The 18,394-nt window shown below is 39.5% G+C and carries 29 protein-coding genes; 8 read left to right on the top strand and 21 right to left on the bottom strand.

Annotation, left to right across the window (positions count from 1 at the left end):
• Positions 1-88 precede the first annotated feature (88 nt).
• From HNR31_RS10555 to HNR31_RS10570, 4 genes are all read right to left on the bottom strand, one after another.
• The gene (locus tag HNR31_RS10555; protein ID WP_181556212.1) at positions 89-253 is read right to left on the bottom strand and encodes a hypothetical protein; all 165 of its coding nucleotides are present in this window, start codon (positions 251-253) and stop codon (positions 89-91) included.
• A gap of 222 nt (positions 254-475) precedes the next feature.
• Positions 476-676, bottom strand: coding sequence for a DUF1028 domain-containing protein (locus tag HNR31_RS10560; RefSeq protein ID WP_309505677.1), 201 nt, complete (start codon positions 674-676; stop codon positions 476-478).
• 193 nt (positions 677-869) lie between these two features.
• Complete coding sequence (locus HNR31_RS10565; RefSeq protein WP_181556214.1) at positions 870-1,022, bottom strand: YjcZ family sporulation protein; 153 nt, start codon at positions 1,020-1,022, stop codon at positions 870-872.
• Positions 1,023-1,060: 38 nt separating this feature from the next.
• Complete coding sequence (locus HNR31_RS10570; RefSeq protein ID WP_071880425.1) at positions 1,061-1,159, bottom strand: YjcZ family sporulation protein; 99 nt, start codon at positions 1,157-1,159, stop codon at positions 1,061-1,063.
• 514 nt (positions 1,160-1,673) lie between these two features.
• On the opposite strand from HNR31_RS10570, the gene HNR31_RS10575 reads away from it, so the two are divergent.
• The 3 genes from HNR31_RS10575 (at position 1,674) to HNR31_RS10585 (ending at position 3,583) form a co-directional block, all read left to right on the top strand.
• Positions 1,674-2,156 carry a DUF2975 domain-containing protein gene (locus HNR31_RS10575; RefSeq protein ID WP_181556215.1) on the top strand — a complete coding sequence of 161 codons (483 nt, stop codon included), beginning with the start codon at positions 1,674-1,676 and terminating at the stop codon, positions 2,154-2,156.
• Between the two features lie 10 nt (positions 2,157-2,166).
• Positions 2,167-2,388 (top strand): helix-turn-helix domain-containing protein, encoded by a 222-nt coding sequence (locus HNR31_RS10580; RefSeq protein ID WP_181556216.1) that lies wholly within the window; start codon positions 2,167-2,169, stop codon positions 2,386-2,388.
• Between the two features lie 400 nt (positions 2,389-2,788).
• Positions 2,789-3,583, top strand: coding sequence for a DUF817 domain-containing protein (locus HNR31_RS10585; RefSeq protein WP_181556217.1), 795 nt, complete (start codon positions 2,789-2,791; stop codon positions 3,581-3,583).
• A 272-nt stretch (positions 3,584-3,855) separates the two neighbouring features.
• Here the strand turns inward: HNR31_RS10585 and rarD are convergent, their stop codons facing one another.
• The 7 genes from rarD to HNR31_RS10620 form a co-directional block, all read right to left on the bottom strand.
• A complete protein-coding gene (gene rarD, locus HNR31_RS10590) occupies positions 3,856-4,791 on the bottom strand; it encodes an EamA family transporter RarD (protein ID WP_181556218.1) in 936 nt (311 codons plus the stop codon).
• A 123-nt stretch (positions 4,792-4,914) separates the two neighbouring features.
• Positions 4,915-5,040, bottom strand: a complete 126-nt coding sequence (locus HNR31_RS10595) for a YjcZ family sporulation protein (RefSeq protein WP_181556345.1) — start codon at positions 5,038-5,040, stop codon at positions 4,915-4,917.
• A 22-nt stretch (positions 5,041-5,062) separates the two neighbouring features.
• Entirely contained in the window at positions 5,063-5,155 is a 93-nt protein-coding gene (locus HNR31_RS10600; protein WP_181556219.1) for a YjcZ family sporulation protein, read from the bottom strand.
• Between the two features lie 641 nt (positions 5,156-5,796).
• Complete coding sequence (locus HNR31_RS10605; RefSeq protein WP_181556220.1) at positions 5,797-6,237, bottom strand: TlpA family protein disulfide reductase; 441 nt, start codon at positions 6,235-6,237, stop codon at positions 5,797-5,799.
• A 32-nt stretch (positions 6,238-6,269) separates the two neighbouring features.
• On the bottom strand, positions 6,270-6,812 hold the full coding sequence (locus HNR31_RS10610) for a peroxiredoxin (protein WP_181556221.1): 543 nt from the start codon (positions 6,810-6,812) through the stop codon (positions 6,270-6,272).
• A gap of 138 nt (positions 6,813-6,950) precedes the next feature.
• Positions 6,951-7,907: a magnesium transporter CorA family protein gene (locus HNR31_RS10615; protein WP_258561058.1), complete on the bottom strand. Its 957-nt coding sequence runs from the start codon at positions 7,905-7,907 to the stop codon at positions 6,951-6,953.
• Positions 7,908-7,980: 73 nt separating this feature from the next.
• The gene (locus HNR31_RS10620) at positions 7,981-8,859 is read right to left on the bottom strand and encodes a cation diffusion facilitator family transporter (RefSeq protein ID WP_309505678.1); all 879 of its coding nucleotides are present in this window, start codon (positions 8,857-8,859) and stop codon (positions 7,981-7,983) included.
• Positions 8,860-9,048: 189 nt separating this feature from the next.
• Between HNR31_RS10620 and HNR31_RS10625 the strand changes: the two genes are divergently transcribed.
• Together HNR31_RS10625 and HNR31_RS10630 are read left to right on the top strand one after the other, a co-directional pair.
• A complete protein-coding gene (locus tag HNR31_RS10625) occupies positions 9,049-9,750 on the top strand; it encodes a class I SAM-dependent methyltransferase (RefSeq protein ID WP_181556222.1) in 702 nt (233 codons plus the stop codon).
• A 72-nt stretch (positions 9,751-9,822) separates the two neighbouring features.
• Positions 9,823-10,074, top strand: a complete 252-nt coding sequence (locus tag HNR31_RS10630) for a hypothetical protein (RefSeq protein ID WP_181556223.1) — start codon at positions 9,823-9,825, stop codon at positions 10,072-10,074.
• Between the two features lie 100 nt (positions 10,075-10,174).
• Here HNR31_RS10630 and HNR31_RS10635 read toward each other — a convergent pair whose 3' ends face one another.
• The 3 genes from HNR31_RS10635 to HNR31_RS10645 all read right to left on the bottom strand — a co-directional run bounded on the left by HNR31_RS10635 (position 10,175) and on the right by HNR31_RS10645 (position 12,624).
• Positions 10,175-11,026, bottom strand: coding sequence for a M15 family metallopeptidase (locus HNR31_RS10635; protein ID WP_233414674.1), 852 nt, complete (start codon positions 11,024-11,026; stop codon positions 10,175-10,177).
• 70 nt (positions 11,027-11,096) lie between these two features.
• The gene (gene deoD / locus HNR31_RS10640; protein ID WP_181556224.1) at positions 11,097-11,801 is read right to left on the bottom strand and encodes a purine-nucleoside phosphorylase; all 705 of its coding nucleotides are present in this window, start codon (positions 11,799-11,801) and stop codon (positions 11,097-11,099) included.
• 421 nt (positions 11,802-12,222) lie between these two features.
• Positions 12,223-12,624, bottom strand: a complete 402-nt coding sequence (locus HNR31_RS10645; protein WP_181556225.1) for a hypothetical protein — start codon at positions 12,622-12,624, stop codon at positions 12,223-12,225.
• A 114-nt stretch (positions 12,625-12,738) separates the two neighbouring features.
• Here HNR31_RS10645 and HNR31_RS10650 point away from each other — a divergent pair, with 114 nt between their 5' ends.
• On the top strand, positions 12,739-12,894 hold the full coding sequence (locus HNR31_RS10650; RefSeq protein WP_181556226.1) for a hypothetical protein: 156 nt from the start codon (positions 12,739-12,741) through the stop codon (positions 12,892-12,894).
• Positions 12,895-12,948: 54 nt separating this feature from the next.
• Here HNR31_RS10650 and HNR31_RS10655 read toward each other — a convergent pair whose 3' ends face one another.
• The 5 genes from HNR31_RS10655 to HNR31_RS10680 form a co-directional block, all read right to left on the bottom strand.
• The gene (locus HNR31_RS10655; RefSeq protein WP_181556358.1) at positions 12,949-13,107 is read right to left on the bottom strand and encodes a hypothetical protein; all 159 of its coding nucleotides are present in this window, start codon (positions 13,105-13,107) and stop codon (positions 12,949-12,951) included.
• Positions 13,108-13,228: 121 nt separating this feature from the next.
• Positions 13,229-13,546: a hypothetical protein gene (locus tag HNR31_RS10660; RefSeq protein WP_181556227.1), complete on the bottom strand. Its 318-nt coding sequence runs from the start codon at positions 13,544-13,546 to the stop codon at positions 13,229-13,231.
• Between the two features lie 650 nt (positions 13,547-14,196).
• A complete protein-coding gene (locus HNR31_RS10670; protein ID WP_181556229.1) occupies positions 14,197-14,961 on the bottom strand; it encodes a sporulation protein in 765 nt (254 codons plus the stop codon).
• On the bottom strand, positions 14,945-15,760 hold the full coding sequence (locus HNR31_RS10675; protein ID WP_181556230.1) for a serine/threonine protein kinase: 816 nt from the start codon (positions 15,758-15,760) through the stop codon (positions 14,945-14,947). Before HNR31_RS10675 ends, HNR31_RS10670 begins: the two co-directional genes overlap by 17 nt.
• A 2-nt stretch (positions 15,761-15,762) precedes the next feature.
• A complete protein-coding gene (locus tag HNR31_RS10680) occupies positions 15,763-15,951 on the bottom strand; it encodes a hypothetical protein (protein ID WP_181556231.1) in 189 nt (62 codons plus the stop codon).
• A gap of 91 nt (positions 15,952-16,042) precedes the next feature.
• On the opposite strand from HNR31_RS10680, the gene HNR31_RS10685 reads away from it, so the two are divergent.
• On the top strand, positions 16,043-17,182 hold the full coding sequence (locus HNR31_RS10685) for a DUF2515 domain-containing protein (RefSeq protein WP_181556232.1): 1,140 nt from the start codon (positions 16,043-16,045) through the stop codon (positions 17,180-17,182).
• 20 nt (positions 17,183-17,202) lie between these two features.
• Here the strand turns inward: HNR31_RS10685 and HNR31_RS10690 are convergent, their stop codons facing one another.
• Positions 17,203-17,379: a YozD family protein gene (locus HNR31_RS10690; protein WP_181556233.1), complete on the bottom strand. Its 177-nt coding sequence runs from the start codon at positions 17,377-17,379 to the stop codon at positions 17,203-17,205.
• Between the two features lie 132 nt (positions 17,380-17,511).
• Between HNR31_RS10690 and HNR31_RS10695 the strand changes: the two genes are divergently transcribed.
• Positions 17,512-17,658 carry a hypothetical protein gene (locus tag HNR31_RS10695; protein WP_181556234.1) on the top strand — a complete coding sequence of 49 codons (147 nt, stop codon included), beginning with the start codon at positions 17,512-17,514 and terminating at the stop codon, positions 17,656-17,658.
• Here the strand turns inward: HNR31_RS10695 and HNR31_RS10700 are convergent.
• Positions 17,650-18,288, bottom strand: a complete 639-nt coding sequence (locus tag HNR31_RS10700; protein ID WP_181556235.1) for a hypothetical protein — start codon at positions 18,286-18,288, stop codon at positions 17,650-17,652. The two genes, HNR31_RS10695 and HNR31_RS10700, sit on opposite strands and share 9 nt — an antisense overlap.
• Between the last annotated feature and the right edge of the window lie 106 nt (positions 18,289-18,394).

Genomic DNA, 18,394 nt, shown 5'->3' on the forward strand with positions numbered 1-18,394 from the left:
TATTGTAAATTCAACGGCATTATTGATAATTCCGCATCTTTATGGTCACTCAATAATGCAAGGTTAACGCTTCGTAAAGATGATTACATCAATTATCGCCTTTTAGACAGCCGATGTGAGAAAAAAGGCATGAAAGCTCATTTTTCACTTCTTCTTCATAGCAGCGATGTTTCTCTCTTTCGGTTTTGGTAAAGGACAACTCTGCAATAATGGTCATTGACGCATAAATCAATATAACGGTCATTGTAGCCACCAAAACCTCCATGTTCTTTGACAACTAAAAACGCGGAACGACTGTTTACCTTGGATGTCCCAGCTTCTTAGCTAGCATATAACGCCTTCAACAAGCAGCCTGAGGCAATCCTTTTTTGTTCAAACGTTCTTCCCATCACTAATACTGTTTCTTCTCTCCTAACATATTCTTTGTGCAGCGTAGTAGTTTCTGATAATTCCAACATCTTAAGGATAACATTTTTTAACTGTAAAATACCATTGTATTTCCTTTCGCATCCACGATTCCGGCTTCCCTTCGTTCGCGGTCGCTCTCTTCTGTCAGCAATATCTTACTTAGGCGTTTCTTATGACATTTTTTTGATGCCATTAATTCTAATCCTCTGGCGGCGTAAGATGTGTTCGCATACGATTGAATTACAATCATCCCTGCCCCAGCTTTCACCTACGAAATGACAGCGTCGACTCCGAAAAATTTCTGAACCGACTGCCCAACTCATTTTTCCTGATCATATTCAACTATGGAATGTGTATGCACAGCTATCCTATCCTGTCATAATTCTTTCTCTTTTTCATTCATTCTATCTAAAAATAAAAAAGGAAGAAGCTGTTCTGGAGCTTCTTCCCGTTTATACGCATTAGCACCATGTAGCACCAACGATAATTAACAAGATGAACAAGACGACAATTAGCACGAAGCTACGGCCATGACCGTAGCCGCCGTACCCGTAGCCGCCATAGCCGCCCCAGCCGCCATAGCCGCCCCAGCCGTATCCATATCCGAATGGCATACATCCACCTCCTTATATGACATCGTTATCGTTGTTCATTAGTATCCCCAACCACCAATACATGCACATCCAACAATAATTAACAAGATGAACAAGACGACAATTAACGCAAAGCCGCCACCGTAAGCTGCACCCATCTTTGAGCACCTCCTTCACTTTTGTACTAGTAGACTATTCATCTAGGCTAAAAATGGTTAGACGTTTTCATAAAAATGGGTATTTGTTGAGTCAAAAAAAAACGGATCTTCACACGGAAGTGTTGAGTAATAAAAAAGTTGTTTAAATTATAAAAATGTCATTTAAAAAATAAAAAAGTCGTTTAGTTTTTTATTCAACAAACGGGCCGTATTGTTGAATAGCGTACCAGTTATTTTTAAAGGAAAATACTTATAATTAACGGGATGTTGCACAATAAGCCCAATATACTTCTTTTGATGTTTTTTGTGTCTGATATTCTAATTTTAAGAAGCATCTCTGTGAAATCAGAGATGCTTCTATAATTATATGAGAATCAATGGTAAGGTTTTCCCGACTTCAAGTTTTCGGTCAAATTTAACAACAAATTTTTATCAACATTTAATAAATTTTTATTGTAAAACGATAAATGATGTATTAAAATTTATTCGAAAATAAATTAGTGAGGTGCTTTTTATGAAACAAAGATCAACATTGTTTTTAAAAATAGCTGTTTTTATTATCGGAACTCCAGTTCTTGCTTTATGTATATTTGGGTTGCCTATGTTAGCTAAAGAAGCAGCAGAAAGTAATTCGGAGTTCGCTTATGTACTATATGGCTTTTTAATCGTTATGTATGTATCGGCGATACCATTTTTCTTCGCTCTGTATCAGGCTTTTAAACTTTTAAGTTATATTGACAAGAACAAAGCGTTCTCGGAATTATCTGTAAAGGCTTTAAAGAATATAAAATACTGTGCAATCACAATCAGTATCTTGTATGTGCCAGGTTTGCCATTCTTCTATATCGCTGCGAAGTTAGAAGACGCCCCAGGTATCATGCTAATCGGATTGGGCATTATTTTTGCTTCAACGATTATTGCAGTCTTTGCTGCTGTTCTTCAAAGGCTTTTACAAGAAGCCATCGATATAAAATCAGAAAATGATTTAACGATCTGAGGTGAATAACATGGCAATTATAATTAATATTGATGTAATGCTGGCTAAAAGGAAAATGAGCGTTACAGAACTTTCGGAGAGGGTTGGAATCACGATGGCTAATCTTTCTATATTGAAAAATGGAAAGGCAAAAGCGATTCGATTATCAACTTTAGATGCGATTTGTAAGGCTTTAGAATGTCAGCCTAGAGATATTTTAGAATACAAAAGTGACGAAGACACTCAAGGATAATAAAGTGGGGATATTTTACAGGATGTTATTGTTGACATTTTTTATAAGTAATAATCCTTTCAAAAATGGTGGTAGTAGGAGGGTTAACATTTAATTTTTACGTTGGCAATCTCCTATTCCACCATGATATTCTGAGTTTCTATCATTGCTGTAATAATATCCATTATCAAATGAATCAAATTTATAAAAGGGGAGTTACTCATGAGTTTAACCATTCATAATGTTTCTAAAGATTTTGGAAATAAAAAGGAATTAGATGATATAAATCTTCTTTAAATAGCCTTTTAAAATAAAAGAAATTATTCGGCGGTGAACCTATGTACATAACCCTAAATCTATTTAGCTACTATACTAAGCAGGACTTACATATATTCAGAAAAAACCTTTGGAGGCACAAATCGTGAGAGCCCTAAAACAACTCGTTCGTTTTGGTTGGGAGCAGGCCCTATCATGTTTGTTTCCTGTCGTTATTTTTGCCTCTTTGGCTTTTACAAAAATCATGCCACTTCCCTTCCTACCACGGTATGACTGGCTGCTCATCATCTGCCTTCTGATGCAGTGGTGGATGGTGCGTTCTGGGCTCGAAACACGGGATGAACTAAAGGTTATCACATTGTTCCACCTTATTGGACTTGCTCTTGAACTTTTCAAGGTACATATGGGCTCCTGGTCTTATCCAGAGGAAGGATATTCCAAAATTTTTGGAGTGCCTTTGTATAGTGGATTCATGTACGCAAGTGTAGCGAGTTATCTTTGCCAGGCGTGGAGGAGGCTTAAGGTTGAACTGGTTAATTGGCCACCGTTTTTGGTAGTTGTACCTCTTGCAGCTGCGATTTATTTGAATTTTTTCACCCACCATTATTGGATTGACGTTCGTTGGTGGTTATCTGGACTTGTAATTATCGTCTTTTGGCAATCATGGGTCACATACGAGGTTGATGGAACTCGTTACCGTATGCCACTCGCACTTTCTTTTGTGCTTATCGGATTTTTTATATGGATAGCCGAAAATATCGCAACGTTCTTTGGAGCTTGGGAATATCCAAACCAAACCGATGCATGGAGTTTCGTTCATCTAGGAAAGGTGAGTTCATGGTTCTTATTAGTGATTGTTAGCTTTCTTATAGTAGCGACGTTAAAGCAGGCTAAGGGAAAAATTCAACTAGGAGAAACTAGTACTAGTCAATTTTTATAACTGTTAAATAGATTTCAAAATCTATTGAAATTTCTTTCTGATTCAAACATAGCCTGTATTAGCTTGTTTAACAATCAGGCGCGATTGTTGAATAAGAATCCTTAGATTTAAACGACTTTTTTGTAATAGTTTTGAGTTCGGTAAAGCATTTTATATCAAAAATTAAACAACTTTATTTTAACCCCGTCCTAAATCAGAACGGGGTTTTGTGTGTTTGAGGTTATAAAATTAAATAACTTTATTGTAATCTTACAGGAAGATCCGTTTTTACTCTATCCTTCAAAAGAGCTGCGCCGAATAAGTTTATGATGGAAGTCTTGCATCCGTTTGGTTTTTGCCAATGAAAAAATAACGAGCGCTCCCCAAATGCAACTAAACGCATAAACATGAGTCTTTGTAAATGACTCATGAAAAAGAAAGACGCCAAATAGCAAACTTAAAGTCGGAGCAATATATTGCAGAAAACCAACCATCGTCAGCGAAATGCGTTTGGCCCCTTTGGCAAAGTACAGTAACGGCAATGCAGTAGCTGGTCCTGCACCGATCAGCCATATTGCTTGCCACATCGAAATCGACAGAAACGTATTGTCATGACCATAGAGAAAAATCAGATAAACAAGTGAAAGCGGTGTGACAATCATCGTTTCAAAGGTAAGACCGATCGCTGAATCAAATGTCGCTAATTTTTTGGCCAATCCATAAAATCCAAAGGACAGCGCAAGTGACAATGCAATCCAAGGAAACTTTCCATATTGAAACGTAATGATGCATACGCCAACAAAAGCTAACCCAAACGAAATCCATTGCCAAATATTGAGCCGTTCTTTCAATACAACCATTCCTAATACAACACTGACAAGCGGATTAATGTAATAACCCAAACTCGTCTCTACGATATGTTCATGATTGACCGCCCATATGTAAATAAACCAGTTTACGCTAATGCAACATGCAGAAGTAATGACCCCTATGGCCAATTTTGGCTGCTTCATCATTTCCAGAAACTGCTCACGGCATCGTTTCATTTGCTGAGTGACGAGTAATAGCCCCATCATAAAAACAAATGACCAAACGATGCGATGTGCTAAAATTTCCGCAGCAGAGCGCTCATCTAATAACTTCCAATAAAGCGGTAAAACTCCCCACATGACATAGGCGATCGCTGTATAAAAAATCCCTATCTTTTCGTTATATCCCGACTGCTTCATCGTCTTCATCTCCTTTGATTTTAAGTGAAAGCGGGATGTTCCTCTAATTTATAACAAAGTCCATTATAAAACGTTTTTGATTTTCTTTCCAAGAAAAAACGCCTGTTGTGAAAAACAGGCGCGTTATTTAATCACTGCTAATACAATAATCAACAGGATAAATAAAACAACGATGAGCGCGAACGTATAACCGTGACCATATCCGTAACCGCATCCATCATAGTATGGTCCATAACCGTAGTACCACATCACTTACTCCCCCGTTTCTTCACTAATAACGACCGATACAAGCACATCCTACGATAATTAATAAGATGAATAACACAACTACTAATGTATAACCACTGCTATAAACGCCGCTCATGGCGAGCACCTCCTTTAGCTGTTCAGGGGTAGTATATGTATTCGCCTAGTCAGGTGGCAGGGCGAATGCCCAGTGGACAATCAAGAAAAGCGCAAGGCACGAACCACTCTCAAATCCAAATGTTCCTCCTGAGGGAACTGGTTTGTCACAAGAAGGGGAGACAGTATTTTAGCATAATTCCGAAAGAGCCCTTCCACTTCAAGAACATGACGAAGTTTTGTTTGAATAGGAAGATAACCTTCAGTCCACAAAATAGAATATATGTTCTATCGTGATGTTAGAACTCTTTCGGAACGGGGGAAGCCTAAAGTGATTCCTTTTATGTTGCTTATCATTCGGCTAAAACATACAAGCCGCAAATCTCCCCTCTTCAAATATGTTAAGTGACGGATAGTTCATTTTAATCATAAGGAAGAAAAACGCAAACGGCCAATGGCGCTGTCCTGTCTTTCGCGACAGCACATGTTCTCTCTTCCGAAAAGCTTTGCTAGTTTGACTCTTCAGCTCTTGAGCACCATGTTTCAAGTCATGTGATTCAAGAAACAAACTGGTTGATCATTGGAGCTAGATAGTTCACCTTTAAATATATCAATAAAAAACCTAAACGAGGCGTAACCACCCCATTTAGGCTACTTTATCTTTTACTCTTTTCCTAACACGCGGTTAATGCGTTTCCGTAGCATCGCCATACCGCTTCCTCCTGCTTGGAAATGACGGAGCTTCCCTTCCGCATCAAATACGTAATAAGCAGGAACATATTTATTTTCAAAAGTGTCTGTTAGCTTATGATCATTATCGACAAAAATAGGTTGGATAATATCGTGAGCCAACGCCATTTGACGGATGACATTAATATCTAAATCGTCTTCAGAACGCGGCATATGAACAGCCACAACATTTAATTCATCATTATATTCATCGCGAAGCTCATTCACCTCTGGCATCGCTTCTTTACATAAATAGCAGCTGACAGACCAAAAGTGAATCAACGTTGGTTTGCCTAGCAAGTCTTCTTTTCTGACCTCACCGTTAATCCATTCGGTAGCACCGACTAATTCTGGCATTTCATCGCGCAACTTCATCAATTTATCCCTTCCTTCTGTACATTGTTATCTTAAAGCGTTTTTTGTCCCGGTTTCCAGTTCGCAGGGCAAAGCCCCCCTGTTTGTAATGCTTGAAGGACACGCAATGTTTCATCCACATCGCGGCCGATATTATTGTGGTTTACGACAGAATACATTAATTCTCCCTCTGGATTAATGATAAACAACCCGCGAAGCGCGATTCCCTCTTCTTCAATTAATACGCCGTAATCTTTGGAAACTTTCATATTTTTATCAGAAGCAAGCGGAAAGTTCAATGAACCTAAACCATTTTGTGTGCGGTCTGTATTGATCCATGCAAGATGGGTATGCACAGAGTCAGTAGAAACGCCGATAATTTCTGCATCTAAATCAGCAAATTCCTCATATCGATCACTTAATGCAGTAATTTCTGTTGGGCAAACGAATGTAAAATCATTCGGATAGAAAAATAATACTGTCCATTTTCCGTTTTTCATATTTTCTTCAAGAGAGACTGTTTGAAATTCTTTATTTGGCATCACTGCTTCCATCATAAAACGCGGTGCTTGTTTTCCTACCATGCGCTGTGCCACTTCTCTTACCTCCACTAATTTAAAATGATTATTATTTAATACATGTTATATTATATAAAATATTAATTTATAGTCAATACTTTTTTATAATTAATTTAAAAAAGTATCTTTTATAAAAAAATAACAGAACACTGTCTGTTATTTCTCCTTCGTTTCATCTTCCCCCCACCATCCTTTTTTCTTGAAATAAAAAGCGATAAGGACACCGAGGCTTGCCATAACAATTAGCGCATAAGCATATCCATACTTCCATGTCAACTCCGGCATGATTTCAAAGTTCATTCCGTACACTCCAGCAACAAAGGTCATTGGCATGAAAATAACACTGACTAGCGTCAATGTTTTCATAATAACGTTCATATGATCGGATTTCAGCGATAACTGTAAGTTAAAAATATTTGATAGCGTTTCTTTAAATGCATCAAGGGCAGCTGTAATTCTTGAAAATCGGCTAATGACGTCTTGAATGTACGGGTTCGTTTCGTCATTGACATATGGAAATTTCGTATGATGGATCGTTTTCATCATTTCCTCTTGTGCTTCAGCAATTTGACGAAGCTCATGAATCTTCACTTTCCATCGATACACACTACGTCCAATCTCGTTGGCAAATGGCGTTTTAAACACTTGCTTTTCTAGCGATTGAATCTTGTCAGCGATGTCATCAATGACTCGTAAAAAATGAATAGTGGCTACATCAAAGCATTGATATAAGACATAACCCGGATGTGACAAGTATTGGGGGTGATGAATCAATTTTTCTTTTACGGTTCTCATAAACGATTCATCTTCGTTTGTATAACTAATAATATATTGTTCTGTAGCGACAAGCTGTAATTGTGTCATTTGTAAATCATGCCGTGCGATAAAAAGTGAAACAAATAAACACTGCTCGTATTCATCAACCCTCGGAATATCTGTACCGGACAATAATGCCTTCTTGGCCAACGGATGAATCGGAAGCTGGGTTAATAATCTCTCTAGATCTGATTTTGTTTTCTCCGTAAAATGCAGCCAACATACCCCTTTTAGATTGGGAAGCAATGACGTTTCCGTTTCAATCACTGTCTGTTTCATTTCATCGTAGTATAACATCGTCCATTTCCTTTCTTTTTTATGTATAGTTTTCACATTTTTTTATAAAAAAACCTTAATCGCGAAGACGCGATTAAGGTATCGTATCCGGCTCGATATGGACATGGGTTGTTTCAATGTCATGCTGTTCCTTCATCATTCGTTCCACTTCATCAGCAATCTCATGGCTTTTAACGACGGTTAAATTCGGATCGACATGGATTGTAACGTCGAGAATGACTTGGTTTCCTACCATTCTGGCTTTTACATCCGCTACACGTCTTACCCCTTCGATCGTAGAAATTTGTTGTTTATATGTCGTTAATGCTTGTTCATCGAATCCGTCGGTCAACATATGGGACGTTTCCATAAAAATATCCCATGCCGTTTTACAAATCATAATACCAATGAGAAAAGCAACGAGTGGATCAATCCAAAAGAGATGAAATTGTGCACCGACAATCCCGATCGCTGTTCCTATGCTCACAAGCGCGTCTGACAAATGGTCTTTCGCTGCAGCGGCGAGTGCTTGGCTATTGACATGTTGAGCGAGACGCTTATTAAACCAATATACGCTTAACATCACAGCGGCCGAAAACATTCCCACCCACGCCGCGAGCAATTTCGGCATCTGGCTTCGATCGTGATGAATGAGTGACGAAGCTCCTTCAGAAACAACATCAATCCCGATTGACATCATCATAAACGCAGCAATGAGCGATGAAATGTTTTCTGCCCGCGAATGACCATATGGATGATTATGATCCCTTGGCTTTTGCGCAATTTTAATTCCAATTAAGATAGCAATGGAAGCAATTATATCACTCAAATTGTTCCAGCCGTCCGCTGTCACCCCATCCGAATGAGCTATATATCCAATAATCAGTTTTACAACAGCTAAAATGATATAGCTCGCAATACTCACCCAAGCTCCTAATTCCGCTTTCATCCGTTTTTTCACATACTTCACCAACTTATCGTCCTTATTTGCATATATTAGTTTAGCAACATAACATTGTGTGAGTCTACAGCAACAAAGTTGGGATATGGAATGACTATAGAATTGGACAAACTTTTTCCTACATAGGTAACTTTATTGAGCAAGGGCAAAAGTTAACGTATATGCATAGATTATGAAAAAGAACGATTGGAGGACATCACATTGACCACATATCTCGATGTTTTAGCGGAATTAGGAATCGATAGTGCTCATCCCGGGGGTTTTTCATTAACAAAAAATATATTACGTAAACTTAACATACAGCAAACGAGCAGCATTCTCGATGTTGGCTGCGGCACTGGACAAACAGCGGCCTACATCGCCGAACAATATCGTGCGAATGTAACTGCCATTGATATTCACCCAACGATGCTCCAAAAAGCAAAAGAACGTTTCGCTTCTTTATCACATCCTGTTCATCTTTATAACACCTCTATTGAATCACTTCCGTTTTCCTCAGAGCAATTCGACGTGATATTATGCGAATCAGTTTTATCATTTGTCTCCTTATCCAAAGCTCTGCAAGAAATTTACCGTGTGTTAAAACCAAAGGGAAAACTGCTCTCCATTGAAGTGGCCCACTCTCAATTAACTGAAACCGAAAAAAAAGACATCACCTCGTTTTACGGGTTTCGTCATTTACTCACAGAACAGCAATGGGAAGCCTACTTGCACAAAAATGGATTTCATAAAGTGCAAACCGCTTATCATCCTGTCATGCAACAACGTGTACTTGCAGCAACTCCTTTTACCATTACCGCTGACGTTTCTGAAGAGATGCTCACCATTTTACACACTCACGAGCATATGACAAAACAATATGGTCGACGACTTGGTTACTGTATATTTTCATGTGAAAAGTAGTCATAGGTACAAACTTCCCTAGTCCCCTTCTCATACGCTATAGATGTAGTAAACAAAAAAGGAGGAACGCATATGTCACAACAATGGTACAATGTTTGTTGCCGCTATCATGGTCAAGTCGTGCGAATCCATGATAAATTTGGCAATGTACACATTGGGCGTATTACGCGCGTCACCCCGAATCGCGTCTATATCGCACCAGTCGGCCGTCGAAATCTTGGTGGATTCGGTTTCGGCTTTTATGGGGGATGGGGTTGGGGCTGGGGGTTTGGAATCGCTCTCGCCGCTATTGCTGCTATTGCATTAATCGGCCTCTTTTGGTAAATCCGAAAAGCAGAGGAAATTCGCTAAATGCGATGAGCACATGTTCTTAAAGAAAAATAAAAAGGTGGCTGTTTGCTGAGCAATAAGCCACCTTGTTTTCTTATACTTTTTTTACAATGCGGAAGTATTCCTCTAGCGTAATCCCTTTTTCGAAAATAACTTTAGCTGCCTTTTTTCCGACATATCGTAAGTGCCATGGTTCATATTGATAGCCGGTAACTGCCTCTTTTCCCTTTGGATAGCGGATAATAAAACCGTATTCATGGGCATGAAGAGCGACCCATTTTCCTTCTTTTGTGTCACCAAATGCGGTTGTAAGCGCATTGTTTACACTTGGACTGGTAATATCCATCGCTAATCCCGTCTGATGTTCACTTTGTCCCGGTATCGCTACAGCATGAACAGCTTCTTCTCTCCCGCCTTTTTTCACTTCTTCGTCAAATAAGGCTTTTTGGCGCTCGTAAGACCGATACCCTGACGCCGCCACCAGCTCTATACCCGCTTGATGAGCAGCTGCAAACAATTGTTCAAGCGCTTTGGCTGCTTCGGCGCGCATGTAGCGTTTATCAACATTTTTTTCTGCAAAAGAAAATTGCACACGGGGAACGACCAAATCGGCTGGTTTATACGTAGCAGGTAAACTTTGCTCTTTATTCACCAGCGCTAAAATATTGCTTGGATTCATAATGACTTTCATCCCATTTTGCACTTTAACGACATTCCAATATTTCGATTCCAATAATAAATCAGGATCGACTGACGCCTTCGATTCATTTGTCCCCGCTTGTCCTTGAACGCTACTTTGCTCGCTGGAGGACGGAGTCTCAACGCTTTGCCCATTTGTCACATTTTTATTTGGTTGTGCTGAATGGGAGGGAGAAGAATTAGCTGCTGTACAACCGTTTATAAGGAAAACAGTAGCTATGACCGATAACATGTATAAACGTTTCATTCTTTCCACCTTACTTATTTCGTTAATATCGTGATAGAAACACCCTTGGGCTCGCCAAGAGTGTTTGTCATTATACCCGAATCGCAGCTTCTAGAGCAACTTCAATCATCTCATTGAATGTTGTTTGTCGTTCCTGTGCTGTCGTGTCTTCCCCTGTTAAAATATGATCGCTCACCGTCAAAACAGAAAGAGCTTTACGACCAAATTTAGCCGCTAGCGTATACAAAGCTGCCGTCTCCATTTCTACGGCTAAAACACCGTAACGCGCCCATTTTTCCCAGTCCGCATTGTCATTATAGAACATATCAGCAGTAAAGACATTTCCAACCTTTAGCTGCAATCCTTTTTCTATACCAACGTCATAAGCAGTTCGCAATAAATCGAAGTGGGCTGTCGGCGCATAATCCATTCCTCCAAATGTTAAACGATTCATGTTGGAATCGGTTGATGCGCTCATCGCTAAAATAACATCGCGAACACGTACATCCTTTTGAATCGCACCGCATGTACCGACACGTATTAATGTTTGTACATTGTAACTTTGCATTAATTCATTAATGTAAATCGAAATGGATGGTACCCCCATCCCAGTTCCTTGTACGGAAATGCGATGCCCTTTATATGTACCAGTAAATCCAAGCATGCCACGCACTCGATTATAGCACGTCGCCCCTTCTAAAAAAGTTTCGGCAATATATTGAGCCCGAAGCGGGTCACCCGGTAGCAAAATTTTATCAGCAATATCATGTTGTTTTGCTTCGATGTGAATACTCATAACCTGTCCTCCTTAGCATCCTTTCCAGCAGAAATATCATGCTTGGTTCGCATCCTTTTTATCATATCATACATGCAACGAAAGGAAAAGAAGGACAAGATAAGAAAAGCGAAATCACCACCATCATCTCACGAACTCAAATGTTCTTCACTCGCAAGACAGCTTGGTACTTTTGGAACATGAAGATGATTTAGCACAAGAGGGCTGTCACTGAAACTAGACAATGTTCGTTTCAGATTTGTATTTTATTAAGAAGGAAGAGGAGACAATAACAACCATCACGAAGGGAAAACAGATGAAAAAAGAAACTAGAACAAGCTGTTGAATACGCGGACAAAACCAGTCCGTCATCCTGTACCGCGCACCAACCATCGACATCAAGCTCAAAAAAATTTTTAAGGGGGAACGTCCTCCCCCTTTTTTATGATGTTTTCGAATGGTAATCGTCATACCGTCGCGCCAAATATTTTTCGTTAATATACAACACTTTTTTGTCTTTGCTTGTTGTATATTTTCTCTGCTTTTTTCTCCTCTGTTGAAATAATAGGGCGATGACCGCATACATAGGAAGAATGAGCTGAAGAGCTCCTGCATATACGTAAAAAAACCGTTTAGTTTCCTTAATCTCGGATATTTCGATATGAATGTCACTAAATAGGTAATATGAAATAGCAACCACACCACCTGTGACAAGTACATTTACAACATGTAACAAAGGAAAATCTTTTCGACGATGAAACAATCTTTCCATCTCCACTTTTACAAATAATAAAGCAATGGTAGAAGCGGCGCCAAGGAAAGCGGAAACGAATAATGCCGTCATCCTTTATTCTCCTTTTTCGAAATTGTACACACCTTCAATTACAAGCAATTTCCGTCAATAGAACGAATATTGAGCGAACAAACTAATAGTGATCAATAAAAGGAGGAAAACACAATGGGTAAAAAACACCGCAACCGAATTAACGGACAGAAAAAGAATAATCACATTCCAAAGGAAGCATTAATCGCTGAGGATGCAGCCCATGCAAAGGAATACTCTGCAACAGGACGGAAAAATGGTCCGGGACATCATGATAATCCTGATTCATAACGTTCCCATACGCTAGCAAAACATAGAAAACCCTTGTTTCTACACAAGGGTTTTCTATGTGGAAGGATCGACCTCATCGAATGACAACGTGACAACTTTTGTATAATCTCCGTGAACAATTTCTTCTTTTGTCGCTTTCTCATTTAACTCTTCATCGTCATCCATTCCTGGAGCTACAGTAGGGATTTGTTTGTCTTCCTCTCGTTGTCGCACATCATCGCCCCCCTTTCCTTTTATATCCCTTCCCTTGTGTAGATAAAACTATTCATTTTTTTCATTATATCATGATATTGCGTTATATAAAACGGAATATTTAGAATTTTTAGATCTATATTTATCGAATATGAATACGATTCACTTTTTTCCATCCTTCCGGGCATAATTTATAACATACCTGTCCCTTAATTCCTTCATCAATTAATACAATATCCCCTGTGCTGACATAACGTGCTTTATAATCTTTCGGCAATAAATCCGACACGTTAAACATGCGATACACCAGTGATAGTGCTTCGTCATGGTTCAATGCTGCCATTGTTAACCGATATACTTGACGATATCCTTTCGTCTGACCAAATCGAGGTGTTTGAAACAACGTTACATCATATGTTTGCTTTGTGTGTAGCATTTTCTTCATTAAAAGGCGAACCATCGGACATCACTCCTCTACCCAATATGGATGCTAAACGGCGATCCAATACCGTTTGTCAAACATATTAGCGATTCGTGATGTCGATTCCTTTAGCAAAATTATTGTTGTTTTGTCGAATCCTCTTTTTAACCCAACGATATAGCCCGTTCCTAATAAGATACCACCAATCATTCCAGCAATGGCATCGGCCGGATAGAAAGCTCCGAATAAACACGGCTCATACTCACTAAAACCGGCATTACCAAAAGAAACACAAACACCTATGCCCCTAATAGCGGGTGCGTTGGTAAAAAAGAGAAAAAAGGCTGTTGAATTTATAGCGTGACCTCTTGGAAAACTATAGGTCAAATGGGTCCACTGCATCCGCTCTTCGGCGATCTAAAGCTTTAATTGCACATTGACAACACGCACTCCGAACAAGGAATGCGGGGAAAGCAGGCGATCGATTTTTTCTCTGTCCCCTTCGTCGAACGAATGAAAGGATGAATTATCATATGTTAAACTACCGAGCCACAATAAACTCACGATGAGCATGTAATGTTACCATTCACTCCTATGATTCCCTTCTTACGTCTGCTTAAAGTTGGCACTGGAACTAGAGCGTTCTCCGAAAATAAAAGATAAAAAAAGATTGAGTCAGCACCCAATCTTTAGCAATATGATTGAATGAAACGAGAAAGTTTTTGAGATAGCTGAGAGAGATCATCGCTTGTGACGCGTAAGTGAACGTACGATTCATCCAAATCAAGAGCCTCAGCAAATAAGCTTTTCAACCCACGAGCCCGACGATCAATTTGCATGTATACGATTACTTCGTCTTTAGAAATCGATGCAAACATGATTTCGACTTCGTCTAGTCGCTCGCGAAACAGACCTGTTTTCGGCACATACTCAAATTCTTGCACAAACGGAAGCCGTTTGGCACTCACTGCTTTTTTGCATTCCGCCTCTCGAAGGCGAAATCCCATATCCTCCATGCTCGCTAGGACCGCATTCATAACCGGTGTTGGTTCAACCCGGATATAATCTTGATCATTCGGATCAAGAGCATATTTCATATCAAGCCCAGTATGGAGCCACACTTTTGTTTTGCCGACCGTAATGGGTGTATCAAGCGGAAGCGTAAATCGAAACGGAATTTTCTTTTGCTCATGGATACCAATCGTAAACGGTTCGGTAATTTTCCACTTTCCTATTAAAGCGTGGCTCGTCGTTTTTCGGTCATCCACTTCCACTGTATACGTAGCATAAAGAGATAAATAAATATGATCAATCGCTTGCTCGGTGTTTCCTCCAGTTATTTCAACGATTCCTTCTACTTCATCGCCAATCATTAACCGCTCAGACAGCAATTTCGTATCAACAATAGCCGCTCCAATACCAACGCGCGCTAGTAGTTTATGAAACAATGACATCGGTCGCCCCATCCTTTCTAATTAACTCGTCAACATCCTTCATTAATTCACGAATATGGTGGTAAGGTTCATCAATCTGTAACATTTTTCGCAATATAAAACGGGCATGTTCGGAAATGGATAATTCCTCTTCCCAGCTTCTCTCTTCATCCGTTGTCGGCTCGTATGAAGAGTACAACAAGAATAACGTAAAATGACCTAACGCATAAAAATCGCTTTTGACATCAATTTGCCGCCTTAACTTTTTCTCCAATACATATGTTTCTACATGTGGGATTTGTTCATGAAAAAATCGGGCTAACCCGAAATCGATAATGAATACGTTCCCATCCCGGAAAAGAATATTCGGGATGCGCAAATCACGATGGACAATTTCATTTGCATGAATGTATTCCACAACATCTAGCACATCCCTTAGCAGTTGAAATGATTCCTGTTCCGTGTACGTTTTCCCTTTGTCAAAAATTAACGTTTCAATGGTTTCTCCAGAAATATACTCCATCACAAGATGGGGAACTCCTCGTTCTATAAACGTTTCATACAACGCTGGAATTTGCGGATGTTGCAGCCGCCGTAAAATGACGGCCTCCCGCTGGAATGACTGTATTTTTTCTTGCATTTTTCGTCTTGTTTTTCGCAATTGTTTAATGACGACTTGTCTTCCTGTTTCCCAATCGTTGGCTACATAAGCAATTCCATAACTTCCCACTCCAAGTTCTCTCACGATTTGATAGCGGCCTCGAATGAGCGTACCTTCTTTATAATGTCGGTCGAAAAATCGAAAATATGGAATGCCCATCATTAACTACCGAAAAAGCTTGAAAAGAAACTGCCGCTATGGTGCTTCTTTTTATAATGTCCGTGACCGTAGTGGGAAGGATGAATATGGTTGTGATATTTCGGATAGTGGTCGCTGCTGCTATAATGCGCTTTATGATAATGATGATGGGATTTTTCTTTTAAAATCGCTTTAATAAGTTTTTTTAACATAAAATCTCTCCTTTATCACAGATTACTTATATATACGGAACAACGACACGTAAGTTTCAAAAGCAATCATATTTTTGGAGGAGAATCATAGATGTCATGGAATGATTTTGTATATCAAATAACTCATCCGTTTCAATCGCTGTATCGTTATTGGCTGTATCGGCGAACGATTCGCACCGCTTCCCCTCACATAGTAAAACAGCTTTCACAGCGATGGGAAGCCTCCCACCCCCATACAGTCGAGACAATGACCGAAGAAGAAAAGGATATCGTCGCAGCCATTCAACAGAAAACGAAAGAGCTTAACCGCAACAATGTGACGCGTACACGCGCGTATCTCGCGTTTTTTCAACGCTGTCCTGAAGTACATTGGGCGTTTTTAGCGCATATTGTCTCCCGTAACGGCGGCTGGAATATGACCGATTTAAAAGGGGACCTCATTCCTAATCTCATCCCACCCAAACAAATTGAACCGCTTTTTTTGTTTTTAGAACGAGCCAATGCTCTTATTTTTCATGACGCTTATCCGCAGCTTCTATTATACGAAGAAAGCAAGCGAAGGAAGAAACCATTGTTTCACTTGTTGCCGTGCTTTTTTGTTTCTTCTTTTATGAAACCGTTTTGGGATTATTTTTTCGAAGCAAGACACTCCGCTCTACTAACCGTGGCTCTCATTATTAATGAACAACAGTATATTCAGCAGAGGGTCGTTGAAGATGAATTTTTCCAAAAACACGTGCTTTCTACATTGCCATTTTTGGTTCAGCAATGGCTTGGGATGAATGATGTTCTCATTCCGTATAAAACGACGAAACAGGTCCGGCTTGCTGGAATCACGATTCGCGATTTTGCAGATGTGCATCACCGCATTCACATCGGCAAAACTCTTTATGGAATGTTATTTTATAAACCATGGTTAATAAAACGCGCCTACCGTTTTGCTGTGCACTGTGAACATACCGGTTCGCGCGCTGATTTTTGGCCACATGCCTTTTCTTCCACAAACACCCGACACATATCAACCATCTACAGTCCGTGTCTTGAAGATGCATGGCCAGACATCGTTCACCACTTTCCAGACCGTCGCGATTGGTTCGAGGATGTAACGATTGTAAAAGCTATTAAGAACATTCCGTTTGTCATCGACGGAGATATGACAACAACCTATTCCCATCATCTCGTTGAATTACAAGCTGCGGCTGCGATGAAAAAACTAAAAAACGACGAGTAGCTCTACTCGTCGTTTCTCCTCTATTCTTCTACCTCGAATTCTTCATCGATAATGCATTTTTCAATTAAGTAATCAAACGTAATGTCGGCAAGCTCTTCGAGTTCGATTCGCGACGGGACAAATCCGCGGCGAATGAGTTCATTGTAAAAGAATTCTGCAATTTCTTCCGTGTCAATGACAACCTCTATTTCTTTCACAATATCGCCCCCTTTGTAATGTATTATGTAGGCCGATACCGTTTTATGTCAAAAGAATTTTTTATTCTGTATGTAATAGGAGGTGATGTTCATTCATACATTGGAAATAGCAAAAAACGAGGGGGAGTTATCATGAATCGGCTATTGGACAAGCATTCTACTTTCGATGACATCATCGATAAAATAATGGAAACGGTCTTAAACATGCTGTTTGCTCTTATCGTTTTCCTTGGAATCCCGTATTTCATTTACGTATGGATTCAGTTTTTGCTATGGTAGCTCTTTTTTGTCCGCACGCCCATGTAAATGATTTAATACGAGTTCCATTACATGTTTGTATTGTTCATCGCCAAACCACTCGTATAATCGTTTATAGTCGTTATACAAATCGAGTAAGCCATCAATCGATTCGATTTTTTCTTGTTGAGGAGACGATAGCGCATGGGGTTTTACTATAGCTGACAAAATGACATCCTGCAAAATAATCACTGATGTTTCTTCATAATCGGTAAGTGAAATCACATCGTCGATATTGGCCTCAATCTCTAGTCCATCAAATAATCGCTTTAGTTCGTATATAATTTCCTCCCATCCTCCATCTTGATAACGATAAATTTCCGTACGCACTCCAATAATTTTAAATAAATCATGTCCATAATCTTTCACCCGAACAATTTCTCCTAAGAAAAACGGCAATTCAATTTCAATTTCTTCTGTAATCCATAAATCACCAGTAAATTCAGATAATAAGACTAATGTATGCTCCATAAATAAGCTATGGCTATGATTAATTTCGTATAAAAACGCTCCATCAACTTGTTGAATATCCGTAATCGTCCCAACTGTCCCGTACAACGTATTGACAACGACATCACCAAGCGAAAATTTTGGCTGTTTTGGGCCACCCATTTGTCTCCCCCCGTTCGAAAGATTGATAATAAATTATATGCAAATACAAATGAGTGGACACCGTTGTATGTCACGAATGTCAATCACACAATATTAATATGATAGC

This window comes from Thermaerobacillus caldiproteolyticus (assembly GCF_013761245.1).
GTDB lineage: Bacteria > Bacillota > Bacilli > Bacillales > Anoxybacillaceae > Thermaerobacillus > Thermaerobacillus caldiproteolyticus.

Excerpts from the sequence above, each read along its gene's own strand:
- HNR31_RS10565 (WP_181556214.1), bottom strand. The coding sequence starts at position 1,022 with ATGCCATTCGGATATGGATACGGCTGGGGCGGCTATGGCGGCTGGGGC.
- HNR31_RS10570 (WP_071880425.1), bottom strand. The coding sequence starts at position 1,159 with ATGGGTGCAGCTTACGGTGGCGGCTTTGCGTTAATTGTCGTCTTGTTC.
- HNR31_RS10575 (WP_181556215.1), top strand. The coding sequence starts at position 1,674 with ATGAAACAAAGATCAACATTGTTTTTAAAAATAGCTGTTTTTATTATC.
- HNR31_RS10580 (WP_181556216.1), top strand. The coding sequence starts at position 2,167 with ATGGCAATTATAATTAATATTGATGTAATGCTGGCTAAAAGGAAAATG.
- rarD (WP_181556218.1), bottom strand. The coding sequence starts at position 4,791 with ATGAAGCAGTCGGGATATAACGAAAAGATAGGGATTTTTTATACAGCG.
- HNR31_RS10595 (WP_181556345.1), bottom strand. The coding sequence starts at position 5,040 with ATGTGGTACTACGGTTATGGACCATACTATGATGGATGCGGTTACGGA.
- HNR31_RS10600 (WP_181556219.1), bottom strand. The coding sequence starts at position 5,155 with ATGAGCGGCGTTTATAGCAGTGGTTATACATTAGTAGTTGTGTTATTC.
- HNR31_RS10605 (WP_181556220.1), bottom strand. The coding sequence starts at position 6,237 with ATGAAGTTGCGCGATGAAATGCCAGAATTAGTCGGTGCTACCGAATGG.
- HNR31_RS10615 (WP_258561058.1), bottom strand. The coding sequence starts at position 7,907 with ATGTTATACTACGATGAAATGAAACAGACAGTGATTGAAACGGAAACG.
- HNR31_RS10630 (WP_181556223.1), top strand. The coding sequence starts at position 9,823 with ATGTCACAACAATGGTACAATGTTTGTTGCCGCTATCATGGTCAAGTC.
- HNR31_RS10635 (WP_233414674.1), bottom strand. The coding sequence starts at position 11,026 with ATGAAACGTTTATACATGTTATCGGTCATAGCTACTGTTTTCCTTATA.
- deoD (WP_181556224.1), bottom strand. The coding sequence starts at position 11,801 with ATGAGTATTCACATCGAAGCAAAACAACATGATATTGCTGATAAAATT.
- HNR31_RS10645 (WP_181556225.1), bottom strand. The coding sequence starts at position 12,624 with ATGACGGCATTATTCGTTTCCGCTTTCCTTGGCGCCGCTTCTACCATT.
- HNR31_RS10650 (WP_181556226.1), top strand. The coding sequence starts at position 12,739 with ATGGGTAAAAAACACCGCAACCGAATTAACGGACAGAAAAAGAATAAT.
- HNR31_RS10660 (WP_181556227.1), bottom strand. The coding sequence starts at position 13,546 with ATGGTTCGCCTTTTAATGAAGAAAATGCTACACACAAAGCAAACATAT.
- HNR31_RS10670 (WP_181556229.1), bottom strand. The coding sequence starts at position 14,961 with ATGTCATTGTTTCATAAACTACTAGCGCGCGTTGGTATTGGAGCGGCT.
- HNR31_RS10675 (WP_181556230.1), bottom strand. The coding sequence starts at position 15,760 with ATGGGCATTCCATATTTTCGATTTTTCGACCGACATTATAAAGAAGGT.
- HNR31_RS10680 (WP_181556231.1), bottom strand. The coding sequence starts at position 15,951 with ATGTTAAAAAAACTTATTAAAGCGATTTTAAAAGAAAAATCCCATCAT.
- HNR31_RS10685 (WP_181556232.1), top strand. The coding sequence starts at position 16,043 with ATGTCATGGAATGATTTTGTATATCAAATAACTCATCCGTTTCAATCG.
- HNR31_RS10695 (WP_181556234.1), top strand. The coding sequence starts at position 17,512 with ATGAATCGGCTATTGGACAAGCATTCTACTTTCGATGACATCATCGAT.
- HNR31_RS10700 (WP_181556235.1), bottom strand. The coding sequence starts at position 18,288 with ATGGGTGGCCCAAAACAGCCAAAATTTTCGCTTGGTGATGTCGTTGTC.